Origin of the sequence: Pseudomonas sp. FSL W7-0098, assembly GCF_005930585.1 — a bacterium.
Taxonomy (GTDB): Bacteria; Pseudomonadota; Gammaproteobacteria; order Pseudomonadales; family Pseudomonadaceae; genus Aquipseudomonas; species Aquipseudomonas bubulae.
On the sequence record NZ_RXHW01000010.1, the window covers coordinates 159,121 to 184,068 of the forward strand.

General features: G+C 56.7%; 24 protein-coding genes and 1 pseudogene. 11 read left to right on the top strand and 14 right to left on the bottom strand.

The features are described from left to right. Nucleotide 1: 1 nt before the first annotated feature. The 4 genes from FHL07_RS18755 to FHL07_RS18775 form a co-directional block, all read right to left on the bottom strand. On the bottom strand, nt 2–238 hold the full coding sequence (locus tag FHL07_RS18755) for a DUF1653 domain-containing protein (protein WP_095002213.1): 237 nt from the start codon (nt 236–238) through the stop codon (nt 2–4). 87 nt (nt 239–325) lie between these two features. Further along, nucleotides 326–1,501, bottom strand: coding sequence for an acetyl-CoA C-acyltransferase FadA (gene fadA, locus FHL07_RS18760; protein WP_095002214.1), 1,176 nt, complete (start codon nt 1,499–1,501; stop codon nt 326–328). Between the two features lie 27 nt (nt 1,502–1,528). Continuing rightward, entirely contained in the window at nt 1,529–3,676 is a 2,148-nt protein-coding gene (gene fadB / locus FHL07_RS18765; protein ID WP_095002215.1) for a fatty acid oxidation complex subunit alpha FadB, read from the bottom strand. A gap of 406 nt (nt 3,677–4,082) precedes the next feature. Next, entirely contained in the window at nt 4,083–4,520 is a 438-nt protein-coding gene (locus FHL07_RS18775; RefSeq protein ID WP_088379313.1) for a hypothetical protein, read from the bottom strand. Between the two features lie 103 nt (nt 4,521–4,623). Here FHL07_RS18775 and FHL07_RS18780 point away from each other — a divergent pair, with 103 nt between their 5' ends. Further along, nucleotides 4,624–5,064 (top strand): universal stress protein, encoded by a 441-nt coding sequence (locus FHL07_RS18780; protein WP_016780044.1) that lies wholly within the window; start codon nt 4,624–4,626, stop codon nt 5,062–5,064. A 76-nt stretch (nt 5,065–5,140) separates the two neighbouring features. Here the strand turns inward: FHL07_RS18780 and FHL07_RS18785 are convergent, their stop codons facing one another. Continuing rightward, nucleotides 5,141–7,057 (bottom strand): ATP-binding cassette domain-containing protein, encoded by a 1,917-nt coding sequence (locus tag FHL07_RS18785; protein ID WP_016780043.1) that lies wholly within the window; start codon nt 7,055–7,057, stop codon nt 5,141–5,143. A 215-nt stretch (nt 7,058–7,272) separates the two neighbouring features. Between FHL07_RS18785 and FHL07_RS18790 the strand changes: the two genes are divergently transcribed. Further along, a complete protein-coding gene (locus tag FHL07_RS18790) occupies nt 7,273–9,201 on the top strand; it encodes a transglycosylase SLT domain-containing protein (RefSeq protein ID WP_095019371.1) in 1,929 nt (642 codons plus the stop codon). Between the two features lie 53 nt (nt 9,202–9,254). Here the strand turns inward: FHL07_RS18790 and FHL07_RS18795 are convergent, their stop codons facing one another. The 3 genes from FHL07_RS18795 to yegS form a co-directional block, all read right to left on the bottom strand. Continuing rightward, nucleotides 9,255–10,061 carry an MOSC domain-containing protein gene (locus FHL07_RS18795; protein WP_095020295.1) on the bottom strand — a complete coding sequence of 269 codons (807 nt, stop codon included), beginning with the start codon at nt 10,059–10,061 and terminating at the stop codon, nt 9,255–9,257. Nucleotides 10,062–10,131: 70 nt separating this feature from the next. Further along, complete coding sequence (locus FHL07_RS18800) at nt 10,132–11,067, bottom strand: chemotaxis protein CheV (protein ID WP_095019373.1); 936 nt, start codon at nt 11,065–11,067, stop codon at nt 10,132–10,134. 75 nt (nt 11,068–11,142) lie between these two features. Beyond that, a complete protein-coding gene (gene yegS, locus FHL07_RS18805) occupies nt 11,143–12,054 on the bottom strand; it encodes a lipid kinase YegS (RefSeq protein WP_095019374.1) in 912 nt (303 codons plus the stop codon). 157 nt (nt 12,055–12,211) lie between these two features. Between yegS and FHL07_RS18810 the strand changes: the two genes are divergently transcribed. Continuing rightward, nucleotides 12,212–13,654 carry a mannose-1-phosphate guanylyltransferase/mannose-6-phosphate isomerase gene (locus FHL07_RS18810; RefSeq protein ID WP_138738778.1) on the top strand — a complete coding sequence of 481 codons (1,443 nt, stop codon included), beginning with the start codon at nt 12,212–12,214 and terminating at the stop codon, nt 13,652–13,654. A gap of 109 nt (nt 13,655–13,763) precedes the next feature. Here FHL07_RS18810 and FHL07_RS18820 read toward each other — a convergent pair whose 3' ends face one another. Together FHL07_RS18820 and moaB are read right to left on the bottom strand one after the other, a co-directional pair. Continuing rightward, a complete protein-coding gene (locus tag FHL07_RS18820; RefSeq protein ID WP_138738780.1) occupies nt 13,764–14,990 on the bottom strand; it encodes a molybdopterin molybdotransferase MoeA in 1,227 nt (408 codons plus the stop codon). Continuing rightward, a complete protein-coding gene (gene moaB / locus FHL07_RS18825) occupies nt 14,974–15,513 on the bottom strand; it encodes a molybdenum cofactor biosynthesis protein B (protein ID WP_095002222.1) in 540 nt (179 codons plus the stop codon). The genes FHL07_RS18820 and moaB overlap by 17 nt, the downstream gene beginning before the upstream one ends. 78 nt (nt 15,514–15,591) lie before the next feature. On the opposite strand from moaB, the gene mobA reads away from it, so the two are divergent. Further along, entirely contained in the window at nt 15,592–16,161 is a 570-nt protein-coding gene (gene mobA / locus FHL07_RS18830; RefSeq protein WP_095032171.1) for a molybdenum cofactor guanylyltransferase MobA, read from the top strand. Between the two features lie 104 nt (nt 16,162–16,265). Next, complete coding sequence (locus tag FHL07_RS18835; protein WP_095002224.1) at nt 16,266–16,487, top strand: YgdI/YgdR family lipoprotein; 222 nt, start codon at nt 16,266–16,268, stop codon at nt 16,485–16,487. 48 nt (nt 16,488–16,535) lie between these two features. On the opposite strand, the gene FHL07_RS18840 is transcribed toward FHL07_RS18835, so the two are convergent. Both FHL07_RS18840 and FHL07_RS18845 read right to left on the bottom strand, forming a co-directional pair. Next, nucleotides 16,536–17,426: a pseudouridine synthase gene (locus tag FHL07_RS18840; protein WP_138738781.1), complete on the bottom strand. Its 891-nt coding sequence runs from the start codon at nt 17,424–17,426 to the stop codon at nt 16,536–16,538. 42 nt (nt 17,427–17,468) lie between these two features. Beyond that, nucleotides 17,469–17,705, bottom strand: coding sequence for a glutaredoxin family protein (locus FHL07_RS18845; protein ID WP_095002226.1), 237 nt, complete (start codon nt 17,703–17,705; stop codon nt 17,469–17,471). Between the two features lie 209 nt (nt 17,706–17,914). Here FHL07_RS18845 and FHL07_RS18850 point away from each other — a divergent pair, with 209 nt between their 5' ends. The 6 genes and pseudogenes from FHL07_RS18850 (at nt 17,915) to FHL07_RS18875 (ending at nt 22,226) form a co-directional block, all read left to right on the top strand. Further along, on the top strand, nt 17,915–19,648 hold the full coding sequence (locus tag FHL07_RS18850) for a cation:proton antiporter (protein WP_095002227.1): 1,734 nt from the start codon (nt 17,915–17,917) through the stop codon (nt 19,646–19,648). A gap of 142 nt (nt 19,649–19,790) precedes the next feature. Beyond that, complete coding sequence (locus tag FHL07_RS18855) at nt 19,791–20,105, top strand: DUF883 family protein (protein WP_095002228.1); 315 nt, start codon at nt 19,791–19,793, stop codon at nt 20,103–20,105. 1 nt (nt 20,106) lies between these two features. After that, complete coding sequence (locus FHL07_RS18860; protein ID WP_095002229.1) at nt 20,107–20,481, top strand: phage holin family protein; 375 nt, start codon at nt 20,107–20,109, stop codon at nt 20,479–20,481. Further along, complete coding sequence (locus tag FHL07_RS18865; RefSeq protein ID WP_095002230.1) at nt 20,478–20,816, top strand: hypothetical protein; 339 nt, start codon at nt 20,478–20,480, stop codon at nt 20,814–20,816. The genes FHL07_RS18860 and FHL07_RS18865 overlap by 4 nt, the downstream gene beginning before the upstream one ends. Nucleotides 20,817–20,983: 167 nt before the next feature. Further along, nucleotides 20,984–21,085, top strand: a pseudogene (locus tag FHL07_RS24075) (hypothetical protein); the annotation flags it as partial. Between the two features lie 487 nt (nt 21,086–21,572). Further along, entirely contained in the window at nt 21,573–22,226 is a 654-nt protein-coding gene (locus FHL07_RS18875; RefSeq protein WP_095002231.1) for a hypothetical protein, read from the top strand. Nucleotides 22,227–22,313: 87 nt separating this feature from the next. Here FHL07_RS18875 and FHL07_RS18880 read toward each other — a convergent pair whose 3' ends face one another. Continuing rightward, a complete protein-coding gene (locus FHL07_RS18880; RefSeq protein ID WP_306108787.1) occupies nt 22,314–23,675 on the bottom strand; it encodes a deoxyguanosinetriphosphate triphosphohydrolase in 1,362 nt (453 codons plus the stop codon). 179 nt (nt 23,676–23,854) lie between these two features. Then, nucleotides 23,855–24,415, bottom strand: coding sequence for a hypothetical protein (locus FHL07_RS18885; protein ID WP_138738783.1), 561 nt, complete (start codon nt 24,413–24,415; stop codon nt 23,855–23,857). Nucleotides 24,416–24,948: the final 533 nt, after the last annotated feature.

Here is a 24,948-nt window from a genome sequence, read left to right on the forward strand (position 1 = left end):
CTTATGGCCGGGAAAAAACGCTGGGTTCGGCCTGAATCAGGGCAAAGCGCGGGACCTGTTCGCCCTCGACAATGACTGACTCCAGGAACATGCTCAGCGGGCGCACCCAAAAGCCGTAATCGCCATACAGGGCTTGGTAGAACACTACATCCTCTTCGGTTTCGGAGTGGCGAGCCACACTGAATACCCGATATTGAGGGCCTTTGTAATGTTGATAGAGCCCGGGTTGTAGCGGCATGTTGCGGCCCCTCTGCAAAATAAAAAAATAAAAACGCTTAAAAACAAAAACCGGGGCACAAGGCCCCGGCTTCCATCATCGCAACGCTTAGACGCGTTCGAAGACGGTGGAAATGCCCTGGCCAAGACCAATGCACATGGTGGACAACCCGAAGGTGCCGCCATTTTGCTTCATTACATTGAGCAAAGTGCCAGAGATACGAGCGCCCGAACATCCAAACGGGTGACCCAGAGCGATGGCACCGCCGTGCAGGTTAACCTTCTCATTCATCTTGTCGAGCACTTTCAAATCTTTCAGCACTGGCAGGGCCTGTGCAGCGAAAGCTTCGTTAAGCTCGATGAAGTCGATATCAGCCATATTCAAGCCCGCACGCTTCAACGCTTTTTGCGTAGCCGGTACTGGACCATAGCCCATGATCGCAGGATCCACACCGGCAACGGCCATGGAGCGGATAACGGCCAAAGGCTCCAGGCCCAGGTCTTTTGCACGCTGAGCCGACATCACGATCATGCACGAAGCACCATCGGTGATCTGCGACGACGTGCCCGCAGTCACTGTACCGCCTTTAGGGTTGAAAGCAGGTTTCAACGCCGCCAGGCTTTCCAGGGTGGTATCTGGACGAATAGTTTCATCGTAGTCGAAAATCTTCAGGAAGCCGTTTTCGTCATATCCCTGCATCGGGATGATTTCGTCTTTGAACTTGCCTTCAATCGTCGCCTTGTGCGCCAACTGGTGCGAGCGCACTGCAAATGCGTCCTGCTGTTCGCGGGTGATGCCGTGCATCTTGCCCAGCATTTCAGCGGTCAAACCCATCATGCCCGAGGCTTTCGCCGCGTACAGCGACATGTGCGGGTTAGGGTCAACGCCGTGCATCATGCTCACGTGGCCCATATGCTCGACGCCGCCAACCACGAAAACGTCACCGTTGCCGGTCATGATCGCTTGCGCAGCCGTGTGCAGGGCACTCATGGACGAGCCGCACAGGCGGCTTACGGTCTGTGCAGCGCTGGTGTGCGGGATCTGGGTCATCAGCGACGCCATGCGCGCGATGTTCCAGCCCTGCTCCAGGGTCTGGTTCACACAGCCCCAGATCACGTCTTCCACTTCGCTCGGGTCAACCTTGTTGTTGCGCTCCAGCACTTTGCTGATCAAGTGCGCAGACATGTCTTCAGCACGGGTGTTGCGGTGCATGCCACCCTTGGAGCGGCCCATCGGGGTGCGACCGAAGTCTACAATCACCACGTCTCTAGGATTCAAGCTCATAATTTCACTCTCACTCTAATGGGGCGCTTAACCGAAGAAGCTCTGGCCGTTCTTGGCCATCTCACGCAGCTTCGCAGTCGGGTGGTACAGCGCGCCCAGTTCAGCGTACTGATCGGCCAGGGCCACGAACTCTGCAACACCGATCGAATCGATGTAGCGCAGTGCGCCGCCACGGAACAGCGGGAAGCCAATACCGTAGACCAGACCCATATCGGCCTCGGCTGCGGTTTCAACGATGCCGTCTTCCAGGCAGCGTACGGTTTCCAGACACAACGGAATCATCATCCAGTTGATGATGTCCTCGTCGGTCACGTCGCGCTGCTCGTAAACAATTGGCTTGAGCACTTCAAGTACGCTGGAATCAACGACTTTCTTCTGCTTGCCCTTTTTGTCAGCCTCGTAGGCATAGAAGCCTTTGCCGTTTTTCTGACCCAGGCGCTTGGCCTCGTACAGAGCGTCGATCGCCGAGCGGCGGTCGTCTTTCATGCGATCCGGGAAGCCTTCAGCCATCACGTCGCGACCGTGGTGGCCGGTGTCGATGCCGACCACGTCCATCAGGTACGCCGGGCCCATTGGCCAGCCGAATTTTTCCATTACTTTGTCGATGCGCACAAAGTCGACACCGGCACTGACCAGACGGGCAAAACCGCCGAAGTACGGGAACAATACGCGGTTGACCAAAAAGCCCGGGCAGTCGTTGACCACGATCGGGTTCTTGCCCATTTTCTTGGCGTAGGCAACGGTGGTGGCAACAGCCAGGTCGCTGGACTTCTCGCCACGAATCACTTCAACCAGCGGCATCATGTGCACCGGGTTGAAGAAGTGCATGCCGACGAAATTTTCCGGACGCTTGAGGGCCTTGGCCAGCAGGCTGATGGAAATGGTCGAAGTGTTGGAAGCCAGGATGGCGTCTTCGCGAACATGGTTTTCCACTTCCGCCAGTACCGCTTGCTTGACCTTCGGGTTCTCGACTACCGCTTCGACCACCAGGTCGACGTTGCCGAAATCGCCGTAGGACAGAGTAGGACGAATACCGTTCAGTACTTCGGCCATTTTCGCCGGAGTCATGCGACCTTTATCAACGCGACCCACCAGCAACTTGGCGGCTTCAGCCAGCCCTTGCTCGATGCCGTGTTCGTTGATGTCCTTCATCAGGATCGGCGTGCCTTTGGAGGCCGACTGATAGGCAATACCGCCACCCATGATGCCTGCACCCAGAACGGCGGCCTGCTTCACGTCTTTGGCGATTTTGTCGTAGATCTTGGCTTTTTTCTTCAGTTCCTGATCGTTCAGGAACAGGCCGATCAGACAGTTTGAAGCGGAGGTCTTGGCCAGTTTGGCAAAACCTGCAGCTTCCACTTCCAGCGCCTTGTCACGACCGAAGTTCGCGGCTTTCTGGATGGTCTTGATCGCTTCAACCGGGGCCGGGTAGTTCGGGCCGGCCTGGCCAGCCACGAAACCTTTGGCGGTTTCGAACGCCATCATTTGTTCGATTGCGTTGAGCTTGAGCTTTTCCAGCTTCGGCTGACGCTTGGCCTTGTAGTCCAGCTCACCACTGATGGCGCGCTTGATCAGGTCCAGGGCAGCTGCGCCCAGCTTGTCAGCGGTGACCACAGCATCAACGGCACCTACTTTCAGAGCGTCTTCTGCGCGGTTTTCCTTGCCGGAGGCAATCCATTCAACCGCGTTATCAACGCCGATCAGGCGTGGCAGACGCACGGTGCCGCCAAAGCCCGGGTAGATACCCAGCTTGACTTCCGGCAGGCCGATCTTGGCGCTGTCAGCCATGACCCGGAAGTCGGCTGCCAGGCACATTTCCAGACCGCCGCCCAACGCGATGCCATTGATGGCCGCGACGGTAGGTACGTTGAGGTCTTCGAAATCGCTGAAGATTCTGTTGGCTTCCAGGTTGCCGGCAATCAGCTCGGCATCCGGCAATTTGAAGTTTTCAACGAATTCGGTGATGTCGGCGCCGACGATAAACACGTCTTTACCGCTGGAAACGATGACACCCTTGACCGAAGCATCTGCCTTGATCGCATCTACTGCCTGACGCAATTCGTTCAGGGTTAGACGGTTGAACTTGTTGACGGACTCACCCTTGAGGTCGAACTTGAGTTCGACGATGCCACTTTCAAGAGCCGTAACCGTGATGGCTTTACCTTCGTAAATCATCAACTGATCTCCAGGATATGGAAGCTGAACAGTACACGTCAGAAGCTAGCGTCTGGCTGTCACTGACCTTTGCGTCAATGCTGTTGCCAATCCGCCAGGCACACCCGCCAACGCGATAATCGGGATTGAACAAGCATCGTCCGACACGACAAACACTCAATTCATACGCCCGTTTGATTTGGGTGTCGACACCTTCACGGAAAAGCGATCGATTGTCAATTGTCCAAAACAATGATGACAAAACGACCCGGCAGTCAGTTTAGACACCTGCGCTATGAGCGCCCGAAACCATTGCGGCGCCTTGCAGGTGAAAAGTGTGGGAGCGGGCTTGCTCGCGATTCAGACGCCGCGGTTTGTCTGCCACACCCCGCCGATTCCATCGCGGGCAAGCCCGCCCCCACAAGGGTCATGCCAGCGCCTTGAGCACCTCATCGATCGCCTTGAGCACCTGGGCCTCGCCCTTCTCGCCCCAGACCAGCACAATCATTTGTTTATCGGCCTCAACCTTGTAGACATTGGCTGGCAGCTTGCGAAACTGCGCCAGCAGGCGCTCGTCCTCGCATTCTTCCTGCCAGCGATTGAGCCATTTTCCCGGTGCCGATTGCCAATAGCACCAAACATCAGGTTTAGTACTGCGGCGCGGACGGTGGTACTGCGCGCAGGAACCGGGCGGTTGCGGCTCAAGCCAGTGCGGCCACTCCTGAGGCGCCAGCTGCATGGACAACCCCATGCGCCGCGCCTCCATGCGCAGGTCCATCCGACCACTTTGCCCCCGGGACGGGCGCAACCACGCCAGGGGACTCAGAACCAGTGCCAGGATTGACACCACTATCCATACCGTCATATCTGTACTCTCACTGCTTGATAAACGCATGACCCAGACTTGAACCAAGGCTCTGGAAAAGGGCCATACTCATAATTAATCGCCATCTACAGGAGCACCCCACATGCCCTACGAACATATCCTGGTCGCCGTCGACCTGACCGACGAATGTGACCCCGTGATCAACCGCGCCAGTGAAAGCGCCAAGGCCAACGGCGCCAAATTGTCACTGATCCATATCGTCGAACCGATGGCGATGGCGTTCGGCGGCGATGTGCCAATGGATCTCTCGCAACTGCAGCAGCAACAATTCGACCAGGCCAAGGAACGCCTTGAACGCCTGATCGCCAAATACCCGCAGCTGCACAAGGACTACTGCCACCTGAACTACGGCCAGCCGCGCCAGGAAATCCATGCCCTGGCCAAAGCGCAAAACTGCGACCTGATCGTGGTTGGTAGCCACGGCCGCCACGGCCTCGCCCTGCTGCTGGGCTCGACCGCCAACGACGTACTGCATGGTGCACCGTGCGACGTGCTGGCGGTCAGCCTGAAAAAACCTGACTGAGTTTATCTGCAGCAACCACAAAAAAGCCCGGCCCCTTATAAAAGGGCCGGGCTTTTTCAGTTCAGCACGGGGTCAATCAGGCATCCAGCTCGGCCCAGCGCTCAACCAGCTGCTCAAGCTCGGCTTGCAATGTTTCAAGCTTGGCAATCACTTCCGCGGTTTTGGCCGCAGGCAGTTGATAGAAACCAGCGTCAGCCATTTCTGCTTCAACCGCAGCAATGGCCTGTTCCTTGGCGTCGATATCGGCCGGCAGGGCTTCCAGCTCACGCTGCAGCTTGTAGCTGAGTTTCTTTTTCGCCGCAGGAGCAGGCTGAGCAGCCACAGGTGCCGGTGCAGCCTCGACCACGGCCGAGTTGAGGTCGGCTTTGCCCGACTTGCTCTCGGTCACGCCCAGCAGGCGCGGTGAACCGCCCTGACGCAGCCAGTCCTGATAACCGCCCACGTACTCGCGAACCTTGCCTTCGCCCTGGAAAACCAGGGTGCTGGTCACCACGTTATCGAGGAATGCCCGGTCGTGACTGACCATCAGCACAGTGCCCTTGAAGGTCAGCAGCACCTCCTCAAGCAGCTCCAGGGTTTCAACGTCGAGGTCGTTGGTCGGCTCATCGAGCACCAGCAGGTTGGCCGGCTTGCTGAACAGCTTGGCCAGCAACAGACGCGCACGCTCACCACCCGACAGCGCCTTGACCGGCGTGCGGGCACGCTGAGGGCTGAACAGGAAGTCACCCAGGTAGCTGAGCACGTGACGGCTCTGGCCGTCGATATCGATAAAGTCGCGGCCTTCGGCCACGTTGTCGATCACGGTTTTTTCCAGATCCAACTGATGGCGCAGCTGATCGAAGTAAGCCACGTCGATACGCGTGCCCTCTTCAACCGTACCTTCGGTTGGCACCAGGCCGCCCAGCATCAGCTTGAGCAACGTGGTTTTACCGGTACCGTTGGCACCCAGCAGGCCGATACGGTCGCCGCGCTGCAGCACCATCGAGAAGTCCTTGAGCAGGAACGGACCACCCGGGTGAGCAAAGCTGACGTTTTCCAGCACCATCACTTGCTTGCCGGACTTGTCTGCCGTGTCCAGCTGGATATTCGCCTTGCCGGTACGCTCGCGACGTTCGCTGCGCTCTACGCGCAGTTCTTTCAGGGCGCGCACGCGGCCTTCGTTACGGGTGCGACGGGCCTTGATGCCCTGGCGGATCCAGACTTCTTCCTGAGCCAGACGCTTGTCGAACAGCGCATTGGCGGTTTCTTCCGCGGCCAGGGTGGCTTCCTTGTGCACCAGGAAACTGGCGTAGTCGCCATTCCAGTCGATCAGGCCGCCACGGTCCAGCTCCAGAATCCGGGTGGCCAGGTTCTGCAGGAATGAACGGTCATGGGTAATAAACAGAACCGCGCCCTGGAAGTCCTTGAGGGCCTCTTCCAGCCACGCGATTGCGCCGATATCCAGGTGGTTGGTCGGTTCGTCGAGCAGCAGCAGATCCGGTTCGGAAACCAGAGCCTGTGCAAGCAGGACGCGACGACGCCAGCCGCCGGACAATTCGGCCAGGGTTTTGTCGGCGGGCAATTGCAGGCGGCTCAGGGTGCTGTCCACCAATTGCTGCAAGCGCCAGCCATCACGGGCTTCGAGGTCTTGCTGGACGTGCATCAGCTTGTCCAGGTCAGCATCGGTGACGATGTTCTGGCTCAAGTGATGGTACTGGGCCAGTAACTCGCCAACACCGTCCAGGCCTTCGGCCACAACGTCGAATACAGTCCGCTCGTCGGCAACCGGCAACTCTTGCGGCAATTCGCCAATCTTGAGGCCGGGCGCGCGCCAAACAGAGCCGTCATCGGGTTTTTGATCACCTTTAACCAGCTTCATCATGCTGGACTTGCCGGTACCGTTGCGGCCGATGATGCACACCCGCTCTCCACGGGCGATCTGCCAGGACACCTTGTCCAACAACGGCATAGAGCCGAAAGCAAGGGACACATCGCTGAATTTGAGCAGGGTCATGAGCTTCTCCAAAAACTGGGCGCGCATTCTACCTGATTTGAACCCCCGGGCGGCCGGGTATTTCTTGTACGGTGCCGTCTTGCCTTCATTTAGTGCCAAGTTGCTATGGTTGGCCGCCAAGACGTTCACGCGTCGCTGGCAAAAGGCTAAGCTACGAAATAATCAGTGCAGGTTCGGCCTGCGCTCGTCACGTTTTTTATCAGTACGGAAGCCTCATGCGCAGTCGTCTCTTCAACTTTTTATCCTGCCTGCTTCTCACCAGCTGCGCCGTGCAAGCCGCCCATGGCGCAGACCTGACCCAACAACGCCAGCTCTACGACCAGGCCAAGCGCGCCCTGGCCAAAGGCGATTCCGGCCCTTACTTTCAAAATTCCGCAGCCTTGCGCAGCTACCCGCTTACGCCGTACCTGGCCTATGACGAGTTGACCGCACGCCTGAAGTCCGCAAGCAACACAGAAATCGAACAGTTTCTCGCCGCACATGGCGACCTGCCGCAAGCCAACTGGATGAAACTGCGCTGGCTGCGCTGGCTGGCAGACCGTGGCGACTGGGCCACTTTCGCAAAGTACTACGACCCCAAGCTCAACTTCACCGAGCTGGACTGCCTCAACGGCCAATATGAGTTGCAACACAACCGCAAGGCCGAGGGTTATGCCAGCGCAGAAAAACTCTGGATGGTCGGCAAGGCGCAACCGGCCGCCTGCGATGCCCTGTTCAGCCAATGGGCCGCGGCAGGCCAGTTGACCGAGCAAAAACGCTGGCAGCGGGTCAAACTGGCCGCTGAAGCACGTAATTACGCCCTGGCCACGCAACTCGCCAACGGCCTCAATACGCTTGGCCCACAAGCCCGGCTGATGATTGACGTGGCGCAAAAACCCGACATGCTCAGCCAGCCGTCACGTTTTGCCCCGGCCAGCGAGGCCATGTCTGACGCCGTAGGCCTGGGCCTGCGCCGCCTGGCACGTCAGGACCCGGAAAAAGCCGCGTCCCTGCTCGACACCTACGCCACCAACATGCATTTTTCCCGCGATGAAAAAGTCGCCATCGCCCGGGAAATCGGCCTGACGTTCGCCCGCCGCTACGACAGCCGCGGCCTGGACATCATGACCCAGTACGACCCCGAACTGCGGGACAATACCGTCACCGAGTGGCGCCTGCGTCTGCTGCTGCGTCTGGGCCGCTGGGAAGATGCCTACCAGCTCACCCGCAAACTCCCACAAGACTTGGCAACCACCAGCCGCTGGCGCTACTGGCAGGCCCGCAGCCTTGAACTGGCCGAACCCAAAAACCCGCAAGCTCAGGTCCTGTTCAAAAAAGTCGCCAACGAACGTGATTTCTACGGGTTCCTGGCCGCTGACCGGGCGCAAACCCCTTATCAACTCAACAACCGGCCGCTGGTGCTCAGCCCGCAACTGATCAAAAAAGTGCGCAATACGCCAGGCGTGCAGCGCGCACTTGAATTCCATGACCGCGGCCAGGTGGTCGATGGTCGTCGTGAGTGGTATTACGTCAGTCGCCTGTTCAGCCGTGACGAAATGGTCGCCCAGGCCAAGCTGGCTTACGACCTCAAGTGGTATTTCCCGGCTATCCGCACCATCAGCCAGGCCCAGTACTGGGATGACCTGGACATTCGCTTCCCGATGGCCCACCGCGATACTCTGGTGCGCGAAGCCAAACTCCGCGGCTTGCACTCCAGCTGGGTATTCGCCATCACCCGTCAGGAAAGTGCCTTTATGGATGACGCCCGCTCCGGCGTTGGCGCCAGCGGCCTGATGCAGTTGATGCCCGCCACCGCCAAAGAGACCGCACGAAAATTCAGCATCCCGCTGGCCTCGCCGCAGCAAGTGCTTAACCCCGACAAGAACATCCAGCTGGGTGCCGCTTACCTGAGCCAGGTGCATGGCCAGTTCAACGGCAACCGGGTGCTGGCTTCAGCGGCTTATAACGCCGGGCCGGGACGTGTGCGCCAGTGGCTCAAGGGTGCCAACCACCTGGGCTTCGACGTGTGGATCGAGAGCATCCCGTTCGACGAAACCCGCCAGTACGTGCAGAACGTGTTGTCTTATTCGGTGATCTACGGGCAAAAGCTCAATGCACCACAGCCTGTAGTGGACTGGCATGAGCGCTATTTTGATGATCAGTGACAGGTAGCCTGTAGCAACTGCCGAAGGAACGAGGCAGCTGCTACAGGGCTTGGCTACTCCAGAATTGTTACCGGCATGCCGACTTCCAGAACGCCATTACCCTCGTTAACCAGGTTCTGACCGAACATGGTGCCGTTTTCCTGCTTGCGGTAGGTCATCAGGGTCGCCAGCGGTTCGCGCTGTTCATCACGCACCCCTGTATGCGGATCAACAGTAGTGAGGATGCAGCGCGAGCAGGACTTGACCACGCGGAACTCGACATCGCCGATGCGGATACGCTTCCAGCCGTCTTCGGCAAAGGCTTCGCTGCCTTCGATCACCAGGTTGGGGCGAAAGCGCAGCATGTCCATCGGCCGGCCGATCTTGTGCGAAATATCATCCAGCGATGCCTGGCCAATCAGCAAAAGCGGATAACCATCGGCGAACGCAACCTGGTCATCATCCCGGCCGTAGCCCGACTCCGTGGTGCGCGCCCTTTGCAGTGGCACATGCACCAGCCGCACCGGCTTTTCTACAAAGCGGCTTAGCCAGTCAGCAGCAGCATCCCCTGCATCCGGTACACGCAAGGTGTCGCGCCATATCGTCACGCCACGCAGGTCGGTATCGGCATCCGGCACTGTGACCTCCAGTGCCTCGAACCCTTCGGCATTCAAGGTCAAGCCACCGGCGACATTCCACAGCGCAGACAGCTGACTCATTTTGGGGTCGGCACGCTGGGTCAGAAACCGCCCGCTGGCTTCATCCACCAACATCCAGCGTCGATCGCCCACCAGCCCCAGCTTGTCCAGCGTGGCCAGAGGCAAGCTTTCACCTTTGCCGGATTTAAGTGGAAAACGATAAAGCGCGCTTAGACGCAGCATGACTCAGCTCCCTGCGGGGTTAAAAAAGCCACAGTATACGAGCCGATCACTGATGCAAAGGTGCGGGACTTCAAGCAGGTTGTTGGTCCAGTATCAGGCGCTGGCGTACGACATCCACCAGCTTGTCCGGCTGGAATTTGGACAGAAAATTGTCGCACCCGACCTTTTTCACCATCGACTCGTTAAAGCTGCCGGACAACGAGGTATGCAACACCACATACAGCGCGCGCAAACGCGGGTCATTACGGATTTCAGTGGTCAACCGGTAACCGTCCATTTCCGGCATTTCGGCATCGGTGAAGATCATCAGCAACTTGTCGGTCATTACCTGCCCGGTATCGGCCCAGCCCTTGAGCATGTTCAGCGCCTTCAAACCATCGCTGGCAATATGCATCTTGACCCCCAGTTGCGAAAGCGTTTCACGCAGTTGCGCCAGCGCTACACTGGAATCATCGACCAGCAGCACTTCACGCCCGCGCACTTGCTCGAAGATCGGATCGGCAAGCTTCTCGCGCGAGACTTTGGCGTTGTACGGCACGATTTCGGCAAGAACTTTTTCCACGTCGATGATCTCGACCAATTGCTCCTCGACCTTACTGATGGCCGTCAGGTAATGACTGCGCCCGGCACTGGCGGGTGGAGGCAGGATGGCCTCCCAGTTCATATTGACGATACGGTCAACCCCGCCCACCAGGAAGGCCTGCACCGAGCGGTTGTACTCGGTGACGATAATGGTGCTGTCCGGGCCCGGCACCAGCGCACGCATGCCGATGGCCTGGGACAGGTCGATCACCGGCAGGGTTTTACCGCGCAGGTTGACCACGCCGCACACATGGGGATGGCGGTGCGGCATCAAGGTCAGTTTTGGCAATTGCAGGACTTCTTGCACCTTGAACACGTTGATCGCGAACAACTGCCTGCCGGCCAGACGAAACATGAGAAGTTCCAGTCGGTTTTCACCGACCAGTTGAGTGCGCTGGTCTACCGTGTCGAGAATGCCGGCCATGAGTAACTCCTGGGGTAGGTACTTGATGCCTGACCTTATCGGCCGGATTCCCAGGACCTTGATATCGTTTAGCTATCAACCAACCCGCAGTTCTGACTGGCCCAGCAAAGGCGACCCCTGGGGTAAGTGGACCTTCAAAGCACCCTTGCGCACGGCAAAGCGCATCGCATCGCCCGCAAGCGGCTCACCATCGAGGTTGATCGCCAGCCCCTCGGCGGCCTTGATCTCGACCCAGGGCAAACGCGCGCGGACAAACAGGTTATCCAGCCCCCAGCCTTCGGTCATCAGGCTCTTGAGCGTACCGACGATTTCCGTGGGTGCTGGCAAAATGCTGATATCCAGCAAGCCATCATCGACCAGCGCCTCAGGGCACAGGACTTGCCCGCCCCCGGCCTGACGACCGTTACCGATGCCCAGCGCCAGCAACTCGCCTTGCCAGTGAAAGTCCGGCCCCTGTAGCTCGGCATAGGCCGCGTGCAGCTCAGTAAAGCGCGACAGCCCGGTAAACAGATAGGCCGCGCCGCCCAGGACCTTTTTCAGGTCTTCGGAGGTATTGGCCGTGACCTGGCTACCAAAGCCACCGGTGGCCATGTTCAAAAACAACTGGCCGTCGACTTCACCCAGATCGATGGGACAGGCTGGCACATCGAGCAAGGCCAGGGCTTGAGCGGGCTCCAGGGACACACCGGCCGCCCGGGCAAAGTCATTGGCGGTGCCCAACGGCAACAGCACCAGACTGGCCTCGGTATCGGCCAGTGCCATCGCCTCGCAAATATCACGCAAAGTGCCATCGCCGCCACCGGCAATCAGCCGGGTGTAGCCGCCCTCCAGCGCCTCGCGTACCAGACGCTGCGCATCCCCGGCCTCCCAGGTCAGCCGCACCGCCAGTTCCCACCCCGCCGCCCGCTGCTGCTCAACGGCAGCGCGCACGTCTTCGTTGAGCGCCTGCTTGCCGTGCAAAATCAAAAAAGCCTTACCTGCACTCATATTCCATCCCTCGACATAACGGTCTGATTGCTTGGACAACAGCCAGACCGAAAAGGCCCATGCACCCGTGATTTAACCTTCACGGCTCGATCAAAAGCGCAGAACCGGTCAGACTTCAACCCCTGTAAGTTGTCCAATGATTCTAGAGGCGTTCTGTATGAGCACACTGGTTCCCTGCATCATCGCCGGTGGCGCTGGCACCCGGCTATGGCCAGTGTCGCGCGAGGCCATGCCCAAGCCCTTTATGTGCCTGCCCGATGGTCAGAGCCTGCTGCAAAAGACCTTTGCCCGCGCAACCGGCCTGCGTGACGTTGGCCCGTTGCTGACCGTAACCAACAGGGAGGTGTTTTTTCGCACGCTTGATGATTACCGCGCACAGAGCATGGACGACATCGAACTGGACTTTATCCTCGAGCCATTTGGCCGCAATACTGCCCCGGCGATTGCCGCAGCCGCCTTGCAGATTGCGCAGCGCTACGGCGGTGATACGCAGTTGCTGGTGCTCCCCGCCGACCATCTGATCACCGATATTGCCGCCTTCGGCCGGGCCGTCGACAACGCCCGCAAACTGGCCGACGAGGGCTGGCTGGTGACCTTTGGCATACTGCCAACCCGGGCCGAAATCGGCTTTGGTTATATAGAAAAAGGCCAGAAGCTGAACCAGGATGGCTTTGAAGTGGCGCAGTTTGTTGAAAAACCGGACGCCAAAACGGCCCAGGGCTACCTCGACGGCGGCCTGCATCTGTGGAACAGCGGCATGTTCTGCATGCGCGCCGACAGCGTACTGCAAGAATTCAGGGCCCATGCGCCTCTGGTACTGGATGCCGTGACCCACTGCCTTGATCACAGCCAGATGTTTGAGGGCAAACAACAACGCCACCTCGAACTGGACAGCCAGAGTTTCGCCCTGGTGCCCGATATCTCCATAGACTACGCCGTGATGGAGCGCTCGCAAAAAGTTGCCGTGGTGCCCTGCCAGCTGGGCTGGAGTGACATAGGCTCATGGCAGGCGGTGCGCGAGCTGACCCCGGCCGACGCCAATGGCAACCAGTGTACTGGCGAAAACGTACTGCACGATGTACACAACTGCTACATCGATTCGCCGAAACGGTTGGTGGGCGGGGTCGGACTAAACGACCTGATCATTATCGATACGCCGGATGCTCTGCTCGTGGCCGACGCCCGACGCAGCCAGGACGTCAGGCACATCGCCCGAACACTCAGACTCCAGGGCCACGACGCCTATCGCCTGCACCGCACTGTGACCCGCCCGTGGGGCACCTACACCGTGCTGGAGGAAGGTCCGGGGTTCAAGATCAAACGCATCGTGGTCAAGCCCGGAGCCGCGCTGTCCCTGCAGGTGCACCAACGGCGCAGCGAACACTGGATCGTGGTCAGTGGCAGGGCCGAAGTGAACAATGATGGCCTGGACTTCACCCTCGAAACCAACGAGTCCACCTTTATCAAACCCGGCAGCCCACACCGGCTGGGCAACACCGGGGAGGCTGAACTGGTCATGATCGAAGTGCAAAGCGGCGAGTATGTGGGCGAAGACGACATCGTGCGCCTGACTGATATCTATGGGCGCGCGCCTGCCTGAGATCATTGTGGGAGCGGGCTTGCTCGCGATGGCGATCACCACGATGGACCTGAAATACCGCAGCGACGCAATCGCGAGCAAGCCCGCTCCCACGGGTAACGCAACAGTGCTAGCCCAGCACTTCACTCAACGGGATAAACCCCACCCGGTCGCCTTCGGCCAGGGTGCAATCCTCAAGGACTTCCACCAGCCCTTCAGCCCATGCCGCGCTGCGCAACACGCCTGAACTCTGGTTTTTGTAAATCACCGCACGCCCTTGCTCCAAACGCCCGCGCAGGTACTCGCGACGATTGCCCGGCTTGGGCCAGACAAATCCTGCAGGCACCTGGAACTTCAGCGGTTCGACAGCCTGCACGCCTTGCAGGCGCAGCAGATAAGGCCGTGCCAGCAACGCGAACGTCACCAGAGTCGAGGCAGGGTTACCTGGCAGGCCGATCACCGGCACACCGCGAAAATGCCCGCAGGTCAGGGGTTTGCCCGGCTTGATTGCCAACTTCCACAGCGCCAGCTCGCCCTCTTCGCGCAACGCAATGCCCAAAAAGTCTGCCTCACCAACCGACACTCCGCCGGTGGATAAAATCAGGTCAACCGTTCCCAACTCACCCAACCGCTGGCGGGTGGCGGGCAAGTCATCAGGCAGAATCCCCCCATCGACCACTTCACAGCCCATGCGCGCTAACCAGCTGCACAGCACTATGCGGTTGCTGTTGTAGATTTTCCCCGGGCCCAACGGCTGCCCGGGCTCGATCAGTTCATCGCCAGTGGATAACACTGCCACCTTGACCCGTCGCATCACTCGCAGCTCGGCGCAGCCCAGGGATGCTGCCAGACCCTGCTCGATCGGCCCCAAGCGCGTCCCCGCAGTAAGGACTACCTCACCAATGGTGGTTTCCTGCCCTTTAGGACGAATGTTCTGACCTGCACGCAAGGCATGGGTAAATACCACTCGTCCGTCGACCTGCACCACGGCATTTTCCTGCATTTCGACGCAGTCCGCGCCCGCAGGTACCGGGGCACCAGTAAAAATGCGTGCACAGGTACCTGGCGCCAGTGGCTCCGGGGCAGTACCGGCAAAAATTCGCTGGCTAACGGTTAGCGGTTGCCCGGACCAGTCGCCCAGGTTCAACGCATAACCGTCCATTGCACTGTTGGGCCAAGGGGGAAGATCAAGGCTTGCAATCAAGTCGTGGGCCAGTACGCGGCCATCACCTGCACCCACCGGAACCGATTCGGTGTCAAGGATCGGCGCCGACTCAGCCAGTGCCAGCAAACGCTCAAGTGCCACCTCGACGGGCATCAGCGCGCCAGTTCGGCCCGGCTTATCCACGGGTTTCACAGGCCGGTGCCTGCTTCAAGTGGGCGACGAAGTTGCAGGGGCGATGACGGGAATCCAGTTGCTCGGCCAATATCCCGTCCCAACCGGTGCGTACAGCGTTGGTCGAACCCGGCAGGCAGCACACCAGCGTACCGTTGGCCAAGCCGGCAAGAGCCCGGGACTGCACGGTCGAAGTGCCGATATCGGCCACGGAGATCTGGCGGAACAGTTCACCAAAGCCATCTACTTGCTTGTCCAGCAGACAACTGACGGCTTCTGGCGTGCTGTCCCGTGCAGTAAAACCTGTGCCGCCGGTAATCAGCACCACCTGCACCCCATCGTCGGCGATCCAGGTCGCGACCTGGGCGCGGATTTTATACAGGTCATCCTTGAGCAACACCCGTGCCGCCAGGTTGTGCCCGGCATCACGCAGGCGATCGACAAAAACCTGACCCGAAGTGTCCGTTTCCAGGGTTCGAGTGTCACTGACGGTAAGAACGGCGATATTCAAAGGTACGAAAGGTGCATCAACCTTGGCTTTCATAGACGAGGTCCAGTTGTAGGAGAAACAGCCCGGTGTTATATCACAGCGCTTCTTTTGCCTGGTTGCGCGGAGTTCCATATGAACCGGTTTCAATGCTCCATCTTGCTGCTGGCAGGTGGCCGTGGCCAGCGCATGGGCGGTCAGGACAAGGGGCTGGTGAGATGGCAGGGTCAGCCGCTGATCGCGTATGCCCAGCGCGTCACCCGCCCGCTGACCGATGACCTGATCATTTCCTGCAATCGCAACCACGAACAGTACACCCGCCTGGCCGATCAACTGGTCAGTGATGGCAATGATGACTTTGCCGGGCCGTTGGCGGGGATCCGCGCCGGGCTGGCCGTGGCCCGCCACTCACACTTGCTGGTGTTGCCCTGCGATGTACCGAAAATCGACCGCGGGTTGCTCGATGCCCTGCTGGACGCAGCCGCTCAACATCCCGATCAGCCGCTGATGGTGCGCCACGGGGAGCACTGGGAACCGCTGTTGTGCGTGATCCCCACAGCCCTGAAAGATGCATTCGAGGCAGCCTGGCAGGCAGGTGAACGCAGCCCGCGCAAAATCATGCTCCAGCTCAATGCACGGGCCTGGCAATGCGCCGAAAATGACCCGCGGCTGGCCAATTTCAATACCCCGGACTGGCTGAAATAATCCGCGCCAGTGTCTGCCTGGGGCTAGCAATGGAACTTGCAGACGATGTATACGTCTCAAGGACAGTAATCATTAACAGCACATTCACTTGTTGGAGATACACAATGACTCACCGGACTCTCGCCGCCCTGATGCTCGCTGCTGGCATGGCCGCCCTTGCCGGCTGCTCCTCGCCTTCGGTGATCACCCTGAACGACGGTCGCGAAATCCAGACTGTCGACGCGCCAAAATACGATGACGACTCAGGCTTCTACCAGTTCAAGCAACTGGACGGTAAAGAAACCCGCATCAACAAAGACCAGATTCGTACCGTTAAAGAGCTGTAATACCGCTCTCTGGTCTTAAAACAAAACCCGCCTAGTGCGGGTTTTGTTTTACCAGTCCAGATGAATCCTGCTCTCGAAAAAGCGTGCTTCTCCCGTGAGCGGATCAACAAAGCGCAAACTCTGGGCCAGCAGTTTCAGCGGCTCGGCGTAGTCATCGACAGCGTCCCTGATCACGTCCGGGTAGAACGGGTCATTGCATATCCCTGCCCCCAGCGCCGCCATATGCACCCGCAACTGATGCTTTTTTCCGGTGACGGGGTACAACGCATAACGCCACAACTCACCGTTTTTCTCACAAACGTCGACCAGGGTCTCGGTATTGCTGACGCCCGGCCCTTCTTTCATGCGGAAAAAAGGCTCGCCCTCCACCAGGCGGCTTTTATGCACCAGCGGCAGCTCAAGTTCAGGCAATGCGCGAGCAATGGCCTCATAGCGTTTGTCGATCTTGCGCGCGGGAAACAACGACTGATACGCCGAACGAGTGTCCGGATTGGCAGAAAACAGCACGAGGCCCGCCGTGTGCCGGTCGATACGGTGCAGGGGCACCAGATGGGGGTTGCCCAGGGTGCGGATCAAGCGCCGCAGCAGTGTTTGCTCGACATACTCACCGCCCGGGGTCACCGGCAGGAAGTGCGGTTTGTCCGCCACCACCAGATGCTCATCGGCATACAGGATGGTTTCCTGCACCGGAATGGGCGTTTCGTTGGGCACTTCGCGAAAGTAATGAATGCGCAGGCCTTCCCGGTACGCCAGCTGCGGGCTGATAGGCGCACCGTCGGCATCCAGCACCCGGCCACGGGCGATACGGTCAAGCCACTGTTCGCGGCTGATGGCACTGAAGTGTTCACTCAGGCAGTCGAGCACCGTCAACCATCTGCCTGGCGGCAGGTGCAAGGTACTGGCTTGATGCTCGGCGGCGATGAAAGGCTGGGACGACATAAAGGGTCTCGAGCGGAAAATGCAGCCGGTGATTATGCAGGTTTATCCAAGAAAATTGACCACCTGCGCAGTATCAAACGGCCAGCCCAACTCCTGGCCCGTATCGACCCGGCGCAATACCGGAATACGCAAGCCGTAGCTTTCAAACAACGAGTCGCTGTCAGCAATATCGACCAGCTCGACCATCAACCCATGCTCGACCAAGGGCATTAAAACCGCTTCGGCCAGTTCACACAGGTGACAACCCAGGGTGCCGAACAATTGGCATTCGGGAGGCATAAATAACGACCTTAGAAATAAAGTGTTTATCTTAAGAGCCTGGCCCGGTGACGTCGACCCGTAGCAGATAGCCGCAGCCGTATGCCTGATTTGCCAATACAATCGCTCTATTCCCCTGCTTGCGACTACGCTTGACCCACATCAGCGACAGACCTTCGTATTTGCCGGATGCTCGCGACCTTTTTCCCGACCTGCCAAGGAAGCCTTTCGTGTTTGCCAATCTGTTAATCATCCTTGCCTCGTCACTGGTGGTCATTGCCCTGTTCCGGCGCCTGAAGCTGCCGCCGGTGCTGGGTTACCTGTGTGTCGGCCTGTTTGTAGGTCCCACCGCCCTCGACTGGATCAATGACAGCCCCGATCTGCCTGACCTGGCAGAGCTTGGAGTGGTGTTTTTGCTGTTTTCCCTGGGGCTGGAGTTCTCGCTGCCCAAGATGCTCAAGCTGCGTCGGGTGGTATTTGGCCTGGGCAGCCTGCAAGTGCTGTGTTCGGCAGTGGCGCTGGGCGGCCTGCTGTATGCCTTTGGCATGAGCCTTAACGGCGCGTTCCTGCTCGGTGCCGGACTCGCCCTGTCATCCACGGCGATCGTAAGTAAAGAGCTGACTAGCCTGGGGGAAATCTTCAGCCGTCACGGTCAGAATGCCATTGGCGTACTGCTGTTTCAGGACGTGGTCGCGGTACTGTTGCTGACCCTGGTGCCGGTGTTCGCCGGCAGCAGCGACCAGGCCTGGTATTGGGCCTTGCCGGTTACCTTGGGCAAGACTGTGATCCTGTTTCTGGGGCTGCTGTTTGCCAGTCGCTTCCTGCTGCCGCGCCTGTTCCACGAGGTGGCCGCGTCGCGCTCGGCAGAGCTGTTTGTGTTGCTGGCGCTGGTGATCGTGCTGCTCACCGCCTGGCTCACCCACCTGCTGGGCCTGTCCCCTGCGCTCGGCGCCTTCCTGGCCGGCATGCTACTGGGTGAAAGCCACTATCGACACCAGATTGAAGCCGATATCCGACCTTTCCGGGACATTCTGCTGGGTCTGTTTTTCGTCAGCATCGGCATGCTGATCGACCTGCAGCTTTTCATTCACCACGGTTTCCTGATTTTAGGCCTGACCCTGGTCCTGATGCTGATCAAGGGTGCCGTGGTCGCGATTCTGGTCAAGTTGCGTGGCAGCGACGGAGAAACCGCCTGGCGCAGTGGCCTGGCCCTGGCCCAGGGCGGTGAGTTCTGCTTTGCCCTGATGGCGCAGATGCAGAGCAACTCGCTGATCCCGGCGGATATGGCTGCCTATCTGCTGGCCGCCACGTTCTGCTCGATGCTGCTGACACCCCTGCTGCTGCGCGCCGCGCCACTTATCGCAGCCAGCCTGCACCGGCAATCCTATGAAGAGGCGGAGCTGGAAGAAATCGCCAGCCAAAACGCCGAACTGCACGGGCACGTGGTGATGTGCGGCTATGGCCGCGTGGGCCAGTCCATTGGCCGTTTCCTGCGCAGCGAACACAAGGACTTTGTCGCGCTGGACTACGACCCCGATCGCATTGAGGAAGCAGCTAAAGCGGACAGCTGCGTGCACTACGGCGACGCCCGCCGGGGTGATCTGCTGCGCGCTGTAGGCCTGGATCGTGCGCGACTGCTGGTGATTGCCGTGGACAACACCGAGGTGGCCATGAGCGTACTCAAGGAAGCCCGGCTGATTACCCTCGAAGTGCCTATCCTGGTCAGGACCCGCGATGACAGCCAGCTCACCGAGCTGAAGGCCGCCGGGGCAACTGAAGTGGTACCGGAATTGCTCGAGTCGAGCCTGATGCTCGCCTCCCATGCCTTGATTTTGCTGGGCCTGTCAGAAAAAATCGTGCAACGCCGGGTCGACCAGGTACGCCATGACCGCTATCACCTGCTCGAAGGCTGTTTTGAAAGCGAAGACGCGCGGGAAGCTGCAATCCCCCGCGAAAACGACTGATTTAAGGTAAGGTTTTGCCTCTGTACACAAAAGACATCTCTGGCATTGCCCATCCAACAGCGTAAGCAATGCCAAGGAAACGAGTGAACCTTCACCGAAGGCCTACACTCGAACGATTATCAAGCCACTAATGGAGTGAATCATGGCCCGTAAAACAGCAAAGAATGCTCAAGAAATCCTGATGGCCGATTTCCAGACGCTGGTACTCGATGCCGAAAAGTTGCTGGAACACACCGCGTCCCTGGCCGGTGACCAGGCTGAAGAACTGCGCGCCCAGATAAAGGACAGCCTGTTCAAGGCCCGCGCAACCCTGGAAGAAACCAAGGAATCGTTGAAAGACCGCAGTCAGGCGGCTGTGGTGGCCACCGAAGATTATGTGCAGGCAAACCCTTGGCAGTCTGTGGGCATCGCGGCCGGTATCGGCTTTGTTCTGGGCCTGCTGGCAACCCGGCGCTGATATGACAGACGAATCCGGTTCCCCCCGTTCCTCACCGCGGCGCTTGGGTGCCGCATTCCTGGGTCTGTTGCACAGCCATGTCGAATTGCTGGGCATCGAACTGCAAGAGCAGAAGGCACGCACCGTCAGCCTGTTGTTGTTTGCCGGGCTGGCACTGGTGTTCGCGCTGTTGCTGCTGATCGGACTGTCGGCGCTGGTGATGATCCTGCTCTGGGACAGCTACCGCATCCCCGGCATTATCGGGCTTTGTGTGTTTTATACACTGGCCGCGGTGTTCTGCGGGCTGCGCCTCAACGCCGCGATATTCGATGAATCCTCTCCTTTCAATGCCACGCTTGAAGAGCTGGCCAAAGACCGCGAGCGTTTGTTGCCATGAGCCTGCCTGAATTGCCGAAAAATGCTTCACGCCAGGAGTTGCGCAAAACCTTGATCCGCCTGCGCATGGAAATGCACCGTCAGGAGATTCGTCATGAGTCGCAACAACTACTGCAACCCCTGCAAAAAATGCGCGGGATGACCAGCAACTGGCAGGAAACCCTGGGGATCAAGCATGCACCCTTGTGGGGTGTGGGGATTGTCACCCTGCTCGGGTTCCTGACCGGCAGAGGCGCCAAAAGCAAAAACACCGGGGGCACGTCACGCTGGATCAGCTTGACCACTGGCTTGATACCACTGATCAAGATGGTGATCCAGGCCTCGCGCAAGCCCTGAACAGAAAGCCTCCCCCCCTCCTTCTGTGGGAGCGGGCTTGCTCGCGATGGCATCGACGCGGTTTGACTGAAACACCGCGCTGCCTGCATCGTGAGCAAGCCCGCTGCCACATATGGCGCCCCTGATCATGCCTCCACTTGCGTCATCCGTTCTGAAACGAGAAGCTGCTGGGGCGCAAAACACAGGTCCATCCGGTCAACAGCAACGACCATATCCACACCCGCCTCACCCACTCCCTCGAAGTCAGTTGCGTCGGCCGCTCCCTGGGTGACAAGAAGCACCGGTTCGGCTGCTACCGAGCGAACTGTATTTAGGCTCCGCAGCCAGAAACGACCTTATTACAGTGTCAACAGCCAACTAGTTACAAATAAGAATATATAAGAACAAGAAGACGAAATTGTACCACTTAGGAATAACCTCTGTTTTTGTCAGGACAATTATAGAGCCGATACACCACCCTTCGAACAGCCCGTTCGAACTGACTAGGGATTTACGGTTGTTTGCATCACCAGCAAAACAAAGACACTAGCCATCGCCTGCCTATAAGTCACCTGCTCTACGCCTCTGGCGCAGCAGCGAAACCCTATCCTGTTAGCCTCTAACGAACGCATAAAAGAATGAAGCCTCTACAGCCGCTTGATCAGGCTTTGGAAATTTGATAAGTTCCTGGCCCTCATCAAATAATGGCATTATGCCAGCCTCCCGCTTAATTTTTTGAGTTAGTCGTTTTTATTGTTAGCAAGCTAAGGAATAGCCATGAGTAGAAGGCCCGCGTTCGATTGTGCAGCAGTCATTTTAAGGGACAAAACAGTCACCTCCCACACAAGCGGCTCAGTTACAACCACTAAGCAAGGCAACAACGTTTCAGTTAGTAACAATATAGGAACTCATGTCAAGCTTGAGGCATTGCTTGAGTTTCAGAACGGTGACTTGCTGCCAGCGATCCTCATTGACGAGAGTTTACATGCTCCTGTTGGCAAAAAAATTCTAATGGCTTTTAAAAGTGGTGAACCAGTCGCCTATCAAGTGACCCCGAATGGAGAGATTTACACACTCGGGTATATTAGCGAAAGAGAAACTTTTACTTTTCAAGACTTTATAATGTTTGCATTGCCGGGCGTAGGCACATTTTTTAGCCTGGCCTCACTTGCAGTTACGCAAACGTATTACGAGCACGGGGAATTCAAAACCTATAACGGCAACAAAATTGTTGTCGCCGCCGGACTCGCAGTGACTGCCCTTAGCGTATACATTGCCAAAGGATGGTTTGGCTATGTAGTAGGAACAGCCCTTACTGCCGTTGGATTTTCCATCTCTGCCATTATTGGAAACTCCAAAGCAAATGAGGGACGCAAGTTAATGCTTCGTGAAATAAAAAATGAATTCGACAAATTAAAAGCTGAATTGTGATACAAAAGGCCACTTAGGTGGCCTTTTCAATGAGAAGCACATTTGCAATCACATAATAAAACAGCTGCCTAATATGTACACGCAGGCTCAACGCTCCCCGCCCATACCATTAAACTGTCGAGCCAAGTGCATGGCATAGTTATCGGTCATGCCACTCACGTAATCCAGAACCTGCATCATTGCACCGTACTCCTTGGAAACACCCCCACTGGCGTCTAAATTATTCAAGTCCAGCCCAAGAAGCTCTACCACCCTTCTCGTCTTCGAATCAGCTACACCGCCCTTTCTGACATATTCCAAAGCAGCAGAGCAGCTAACGTTTAGCAGCGTAGATATAGTGCTATAAGCCCCTATTTCTAACTCAACCTTCCTGGGATGCTGGAAGATTTCATCGCGAGCAAGACCTTTGGCGGCGGCTACACACTCACGGACATTCTTATCACAAAGTTCTAAAATACCTAGAACCTTGCCAGTCATGATTTCATTATGGTTATTCATGAAAGCAGTCGCTCCAGCGTCTACAAAAGCTGAAATAACTTTCCCACGAATCATAGAGAGCCTACGGCCAACCTTCATGCCTTGAATTTCTTTGACTAACTGATTCTTCTGGTGATCATCAAGGACAAGGCACAGTATTTCAAAGACCTTATCCCACTCAAGGATACCCATCTCTACACCATCTTCTAAATCAAGAATGGCGTAGCAAAAATCATCAGACACCTCCATCAAGTTAGCCAGTGGATGGCGACACCGCCAACCATCACCCAGCTTTAACAAGCCAGTAGCGTCCGCCACTTCATTGAACAAACCCAATTCAGAACAGTAAATACCATATTTGTTCTGAATAGGTCTTTGCCCATTAACAGCATCACCAGCAAGCCAAGGATACTTAATGAAAGCGCCAAGCGACGCATAAGTAAGACGCATCCCCCCTTCATAGGGATGATATTCCGAGGTCGTTAAAACCCTAAACCCTTGTGCATTGCCTTCAAATCTACGTAAATCAGTAGCTTCATTAAAAGGCAATTGTTCTATTATCTTCGCCCCAACATCATTGGTGAACCAGTGACGAATAGCTTCTTCACCTGTATGCCCAAAGGGAGGGTTGCCAATGTCATGAGCGAGACAAGCAGTCTGGACAATATCACCAATATCAGAAGCTGAATGTTGCTCAGGAATAAGTCTTTCATTCAGAAGTTCCTGGCCTACTCTCACCCCCAGGGTACGGCCTACACAAGCCACTTCCAAGCTATGTGTGAGACGGTTATGAACGTGGTCATTAGTGGCAAGAGGATGAACCTGAGTCTTTCTGGCAAGGCGTCTGAAAGCTCCGGAGAAAATAACCTTGTCGTGGTCTGAGTGGAAAGGTGAACGGCCTAGCTCAGATTTAGGAGGACGACCGCCAAGACGGGTATTATTCAGCAACTTGTCCCAACTCATGCTTTCCATGCGTGCTCCCCAGTAATTGATATAACACCTAAGACCGTTGATTTATACCACGGTTCAAAACACACTTTAAGCTGATCAATTCAACCCTCCAACCTGGACCAAGCCCCCTACTTCAAAAAAACCCCAAACCATAAAAATAAAAAAGACCTCCAAGGCAGCCTTTTCTCTAGACGCCGTCACTAAAAAACAGTTCCATCATCAAGTGCAGACTTCAACTTGCTCTCATAGTTACTCTTATTAAATTGTTCAACCTTTTTATATTCCATTAACTTTTCCGGCCTACGATATTCGTCTGCACTTGAAAAAGCTTGGAATGCATTATCATCAGCCATCCTCACGTGCAATTGTAGCTCTCTTGATTCGTACCCGTAAAACTCAACAAAACCCGGAATCTCGCTTTGACGAGCAATCATCAGAGCCTCTTTAACTGGCTTATCATAAAGATAGAATGTGGCGGCCACCATGATTGCACCCCCCGTTTCAGTGTCATTTTTACCAAAATCAGGGTTTGCATACGGCTCAAAAACCACGCCACCATTCATGTCATCTGATTGACCAAGCCACTTATAACCTTCAAGCGATTTAGTGACTGACTTAATAGGGCCAGCGTACTGAACACTGGTACTATCTTTATCAAGCTCTACTCGCTCAAAGGTTTCTGCTGATGCTGCAAACGACGAAACCGCAATCAACGACGCAAATACAACACTTATAATTTTATCCATTTCTTCCTTTTCCATTTAATAGATTGCATAAACCAATCAACGCTAGAACGGACAAATCCTATCACAAAACGATTGATTGTAAAATGCCACTACCCCCTACACAAAAATAAGTTCACAACCTGCTAACAACTTCTCCACTGCTATACCTGACAGTCAATCAGCAACAGAAAATTTAACATCCCCTTACAGCTAGCATCCCCCCTGACTAAAGCGCAGATTACAAACACCCCAGCTCACTCGACAAGCTATAATAGGTAGAGAAAGATCACGACTTATAAACACCTTCCCTAATAGCCCAACCTGACCACACAAAAGGAACTGGGTATTTTGCCGCCTATAGCCAGTCAACAGGAAGCAAATAGAGTTCACCGCACATAAAAAACACTTATTACTTAAGGAAAACCTTACATAAACCAACCCATCAAACACATATATACTCTAAACCTGAAGACCCTCAACGGCAGATCATGCCCTCTTCAAAATATCCAAAACTGCAATGATGTAACTAGCCTTGTCCATTTATCACCAAGAGAGGTTCCCAAACGCAA

Bases quoted from the DNA above. Each gene is read 5' to 3' on its own strand.
- fadB (WP_095002215.1), bottom strand. From the start codon at position 3,676: ATGATTTACGAAGGTAAAGCCATCACGGTTACGGCTCTTGAAAGTGGC.
- FHL07_RS18775 (WP_088379313.1), bottom strand. From the start codon at position 4,520: ATGACGGTATGGATAGTGGTGTCAATCCTGGCACTGGTTCTGAGTCCC.
- yegS (WP_095019374.1), bottom strand. From the start codon at position 12,054: ATGAGTGCAGGTAAGGCTTTTTTGATTTTGCACGGCAAGCAGGCGCTC.
- moaB (WP_095002222.1), bottom strand. From the start codon at position 15,513: ATGAAAGCCAAGGTTGATGCACCTTTCGTACCTTTGAATATCGCCGTT.
- FHL07_RS18845 (WP_095002226.1), bottom strand. From the start codon at position 17,705: ATGCCTCCCGAATGCCAATTGTTCGGCACCCTGGGTTGTCACCTGTGT.
- fadA (WP_095002214.1), bottom strand. From the start codon at position 1,501: ATGAGCTTGAATCCTAGAGACGTGGTGATTGTAGACTTCGGTCGCACC.
- FHL07_RS18810 (WP_138738778.1), top strand. From the start codon at position 12,212: ATGAGCACACTGGTTCCCTGCATCATCGCCGGTGGCGCTGGCACCCGG.
- FHL07_RS18755 (WP_095002213.1), bottom strand. From the start codon at position 238: ATGCCGCTACAACCCGGGCTCTATCAACATTACAAAGGCCCTCAATAT.
- FHL07_RS18790 (WP_095019371.1), top strand. From the start codon at position 7,273: ATGCGCAGTCGTCTCTTCAACTTTTTATCCTGCCTGCTTCTCACCAGC.
- FHL07_RS18875 (WP_095002231.1), top strand. From the start codon at position 21,573: ATGAGTAGAAGGCCCGCGTTCGATTGTGCAGCAGTCATTTTAAGGGAC.
- FHL07_RS18855 (WP_095002228.1), top strand. From the start codon at position 19,791: ATGGCCCGTAAAACAGCAAAGAATGCTCAAGAAATCCTGATGGCCGAT.
- FHL07_RS18880 (WP_306108787.1), bottom strand. From the start codon at position 23,675: ATGGAAAGCATGAGTTGGGACAAGTTGCTGAATAATACCCGTCTTGGC.
- FHL07_RS18865 (WP_095002230.1), top strand. From the start codon at position 20,478: ATGAGCCTGCCTGAATTGCCGAAAAATGCTTCACGCCAGGAGTTGCGC.
- FHL07_RS18860 (WP_095002229.1), top strand. From the start codon at position 20,107: ATGACAGACGAATCCGGTTCCCCCCGTTCCTCACCGCGGCGCTTGGGT.
- FHL07_RS18795 (WP_095020295.1), bottom strand. From the start codon at position 10,061: ATGCTGCGTCTAAGCGCGCTTTATCGTTTTCCACTTAAATCCGGCAAA.
- FHL07_RS18780 (WP_016780044.1), top strand. From the start codon at position 4,624: ATGCCCTACGAACATATCCTGGTCGCCGTCGACCTGACCGACGAATGT.
- FHL07_RS18835 (WP_095002224.1), top strand. From the start codon at position 16,266: ATGACTCACCGGACTCTCGCCGCCCTGATGCTCGCTGCTGGCATGGCC.
- FHL07_RS18800 (WP_095019373.1), bottom strand. From the start codon at position 11,067: ATGGCCGGCATTCTCGACACGGTAGACCAGCGCACTCAACTGGTCGGT.
- FHL07_RS18840 (WP_138738781.1), bottom strand. From the start codon at position 17,426: ATGTCGTCCCAGCCTTTCATCGCCGCCGAGCATCAAGCCAGTACCTTG.
- FHL07_RS18885 (WP_138738783.1), bottom strand. From the start codon at position 24,415: ATGGAAAAGGAAGAAATGGATAAAATTATAAGTGTTGTATTTGCGTCG.
- mobA (WP_095032171.1), top strand. From the start codon at position 15,592: ATGAACCGGTTTCAATGCTCCATCTTGCTGCTGGCAGGTGGCCGTGGC.
- FHL07_RS18785 (WP_016780043.1), bottom strand. From the start codon at position 7,057: ATGACCCTGCTCAAATTCAGCGATGTGTCCCTTGCTTTCGGCTCTATG.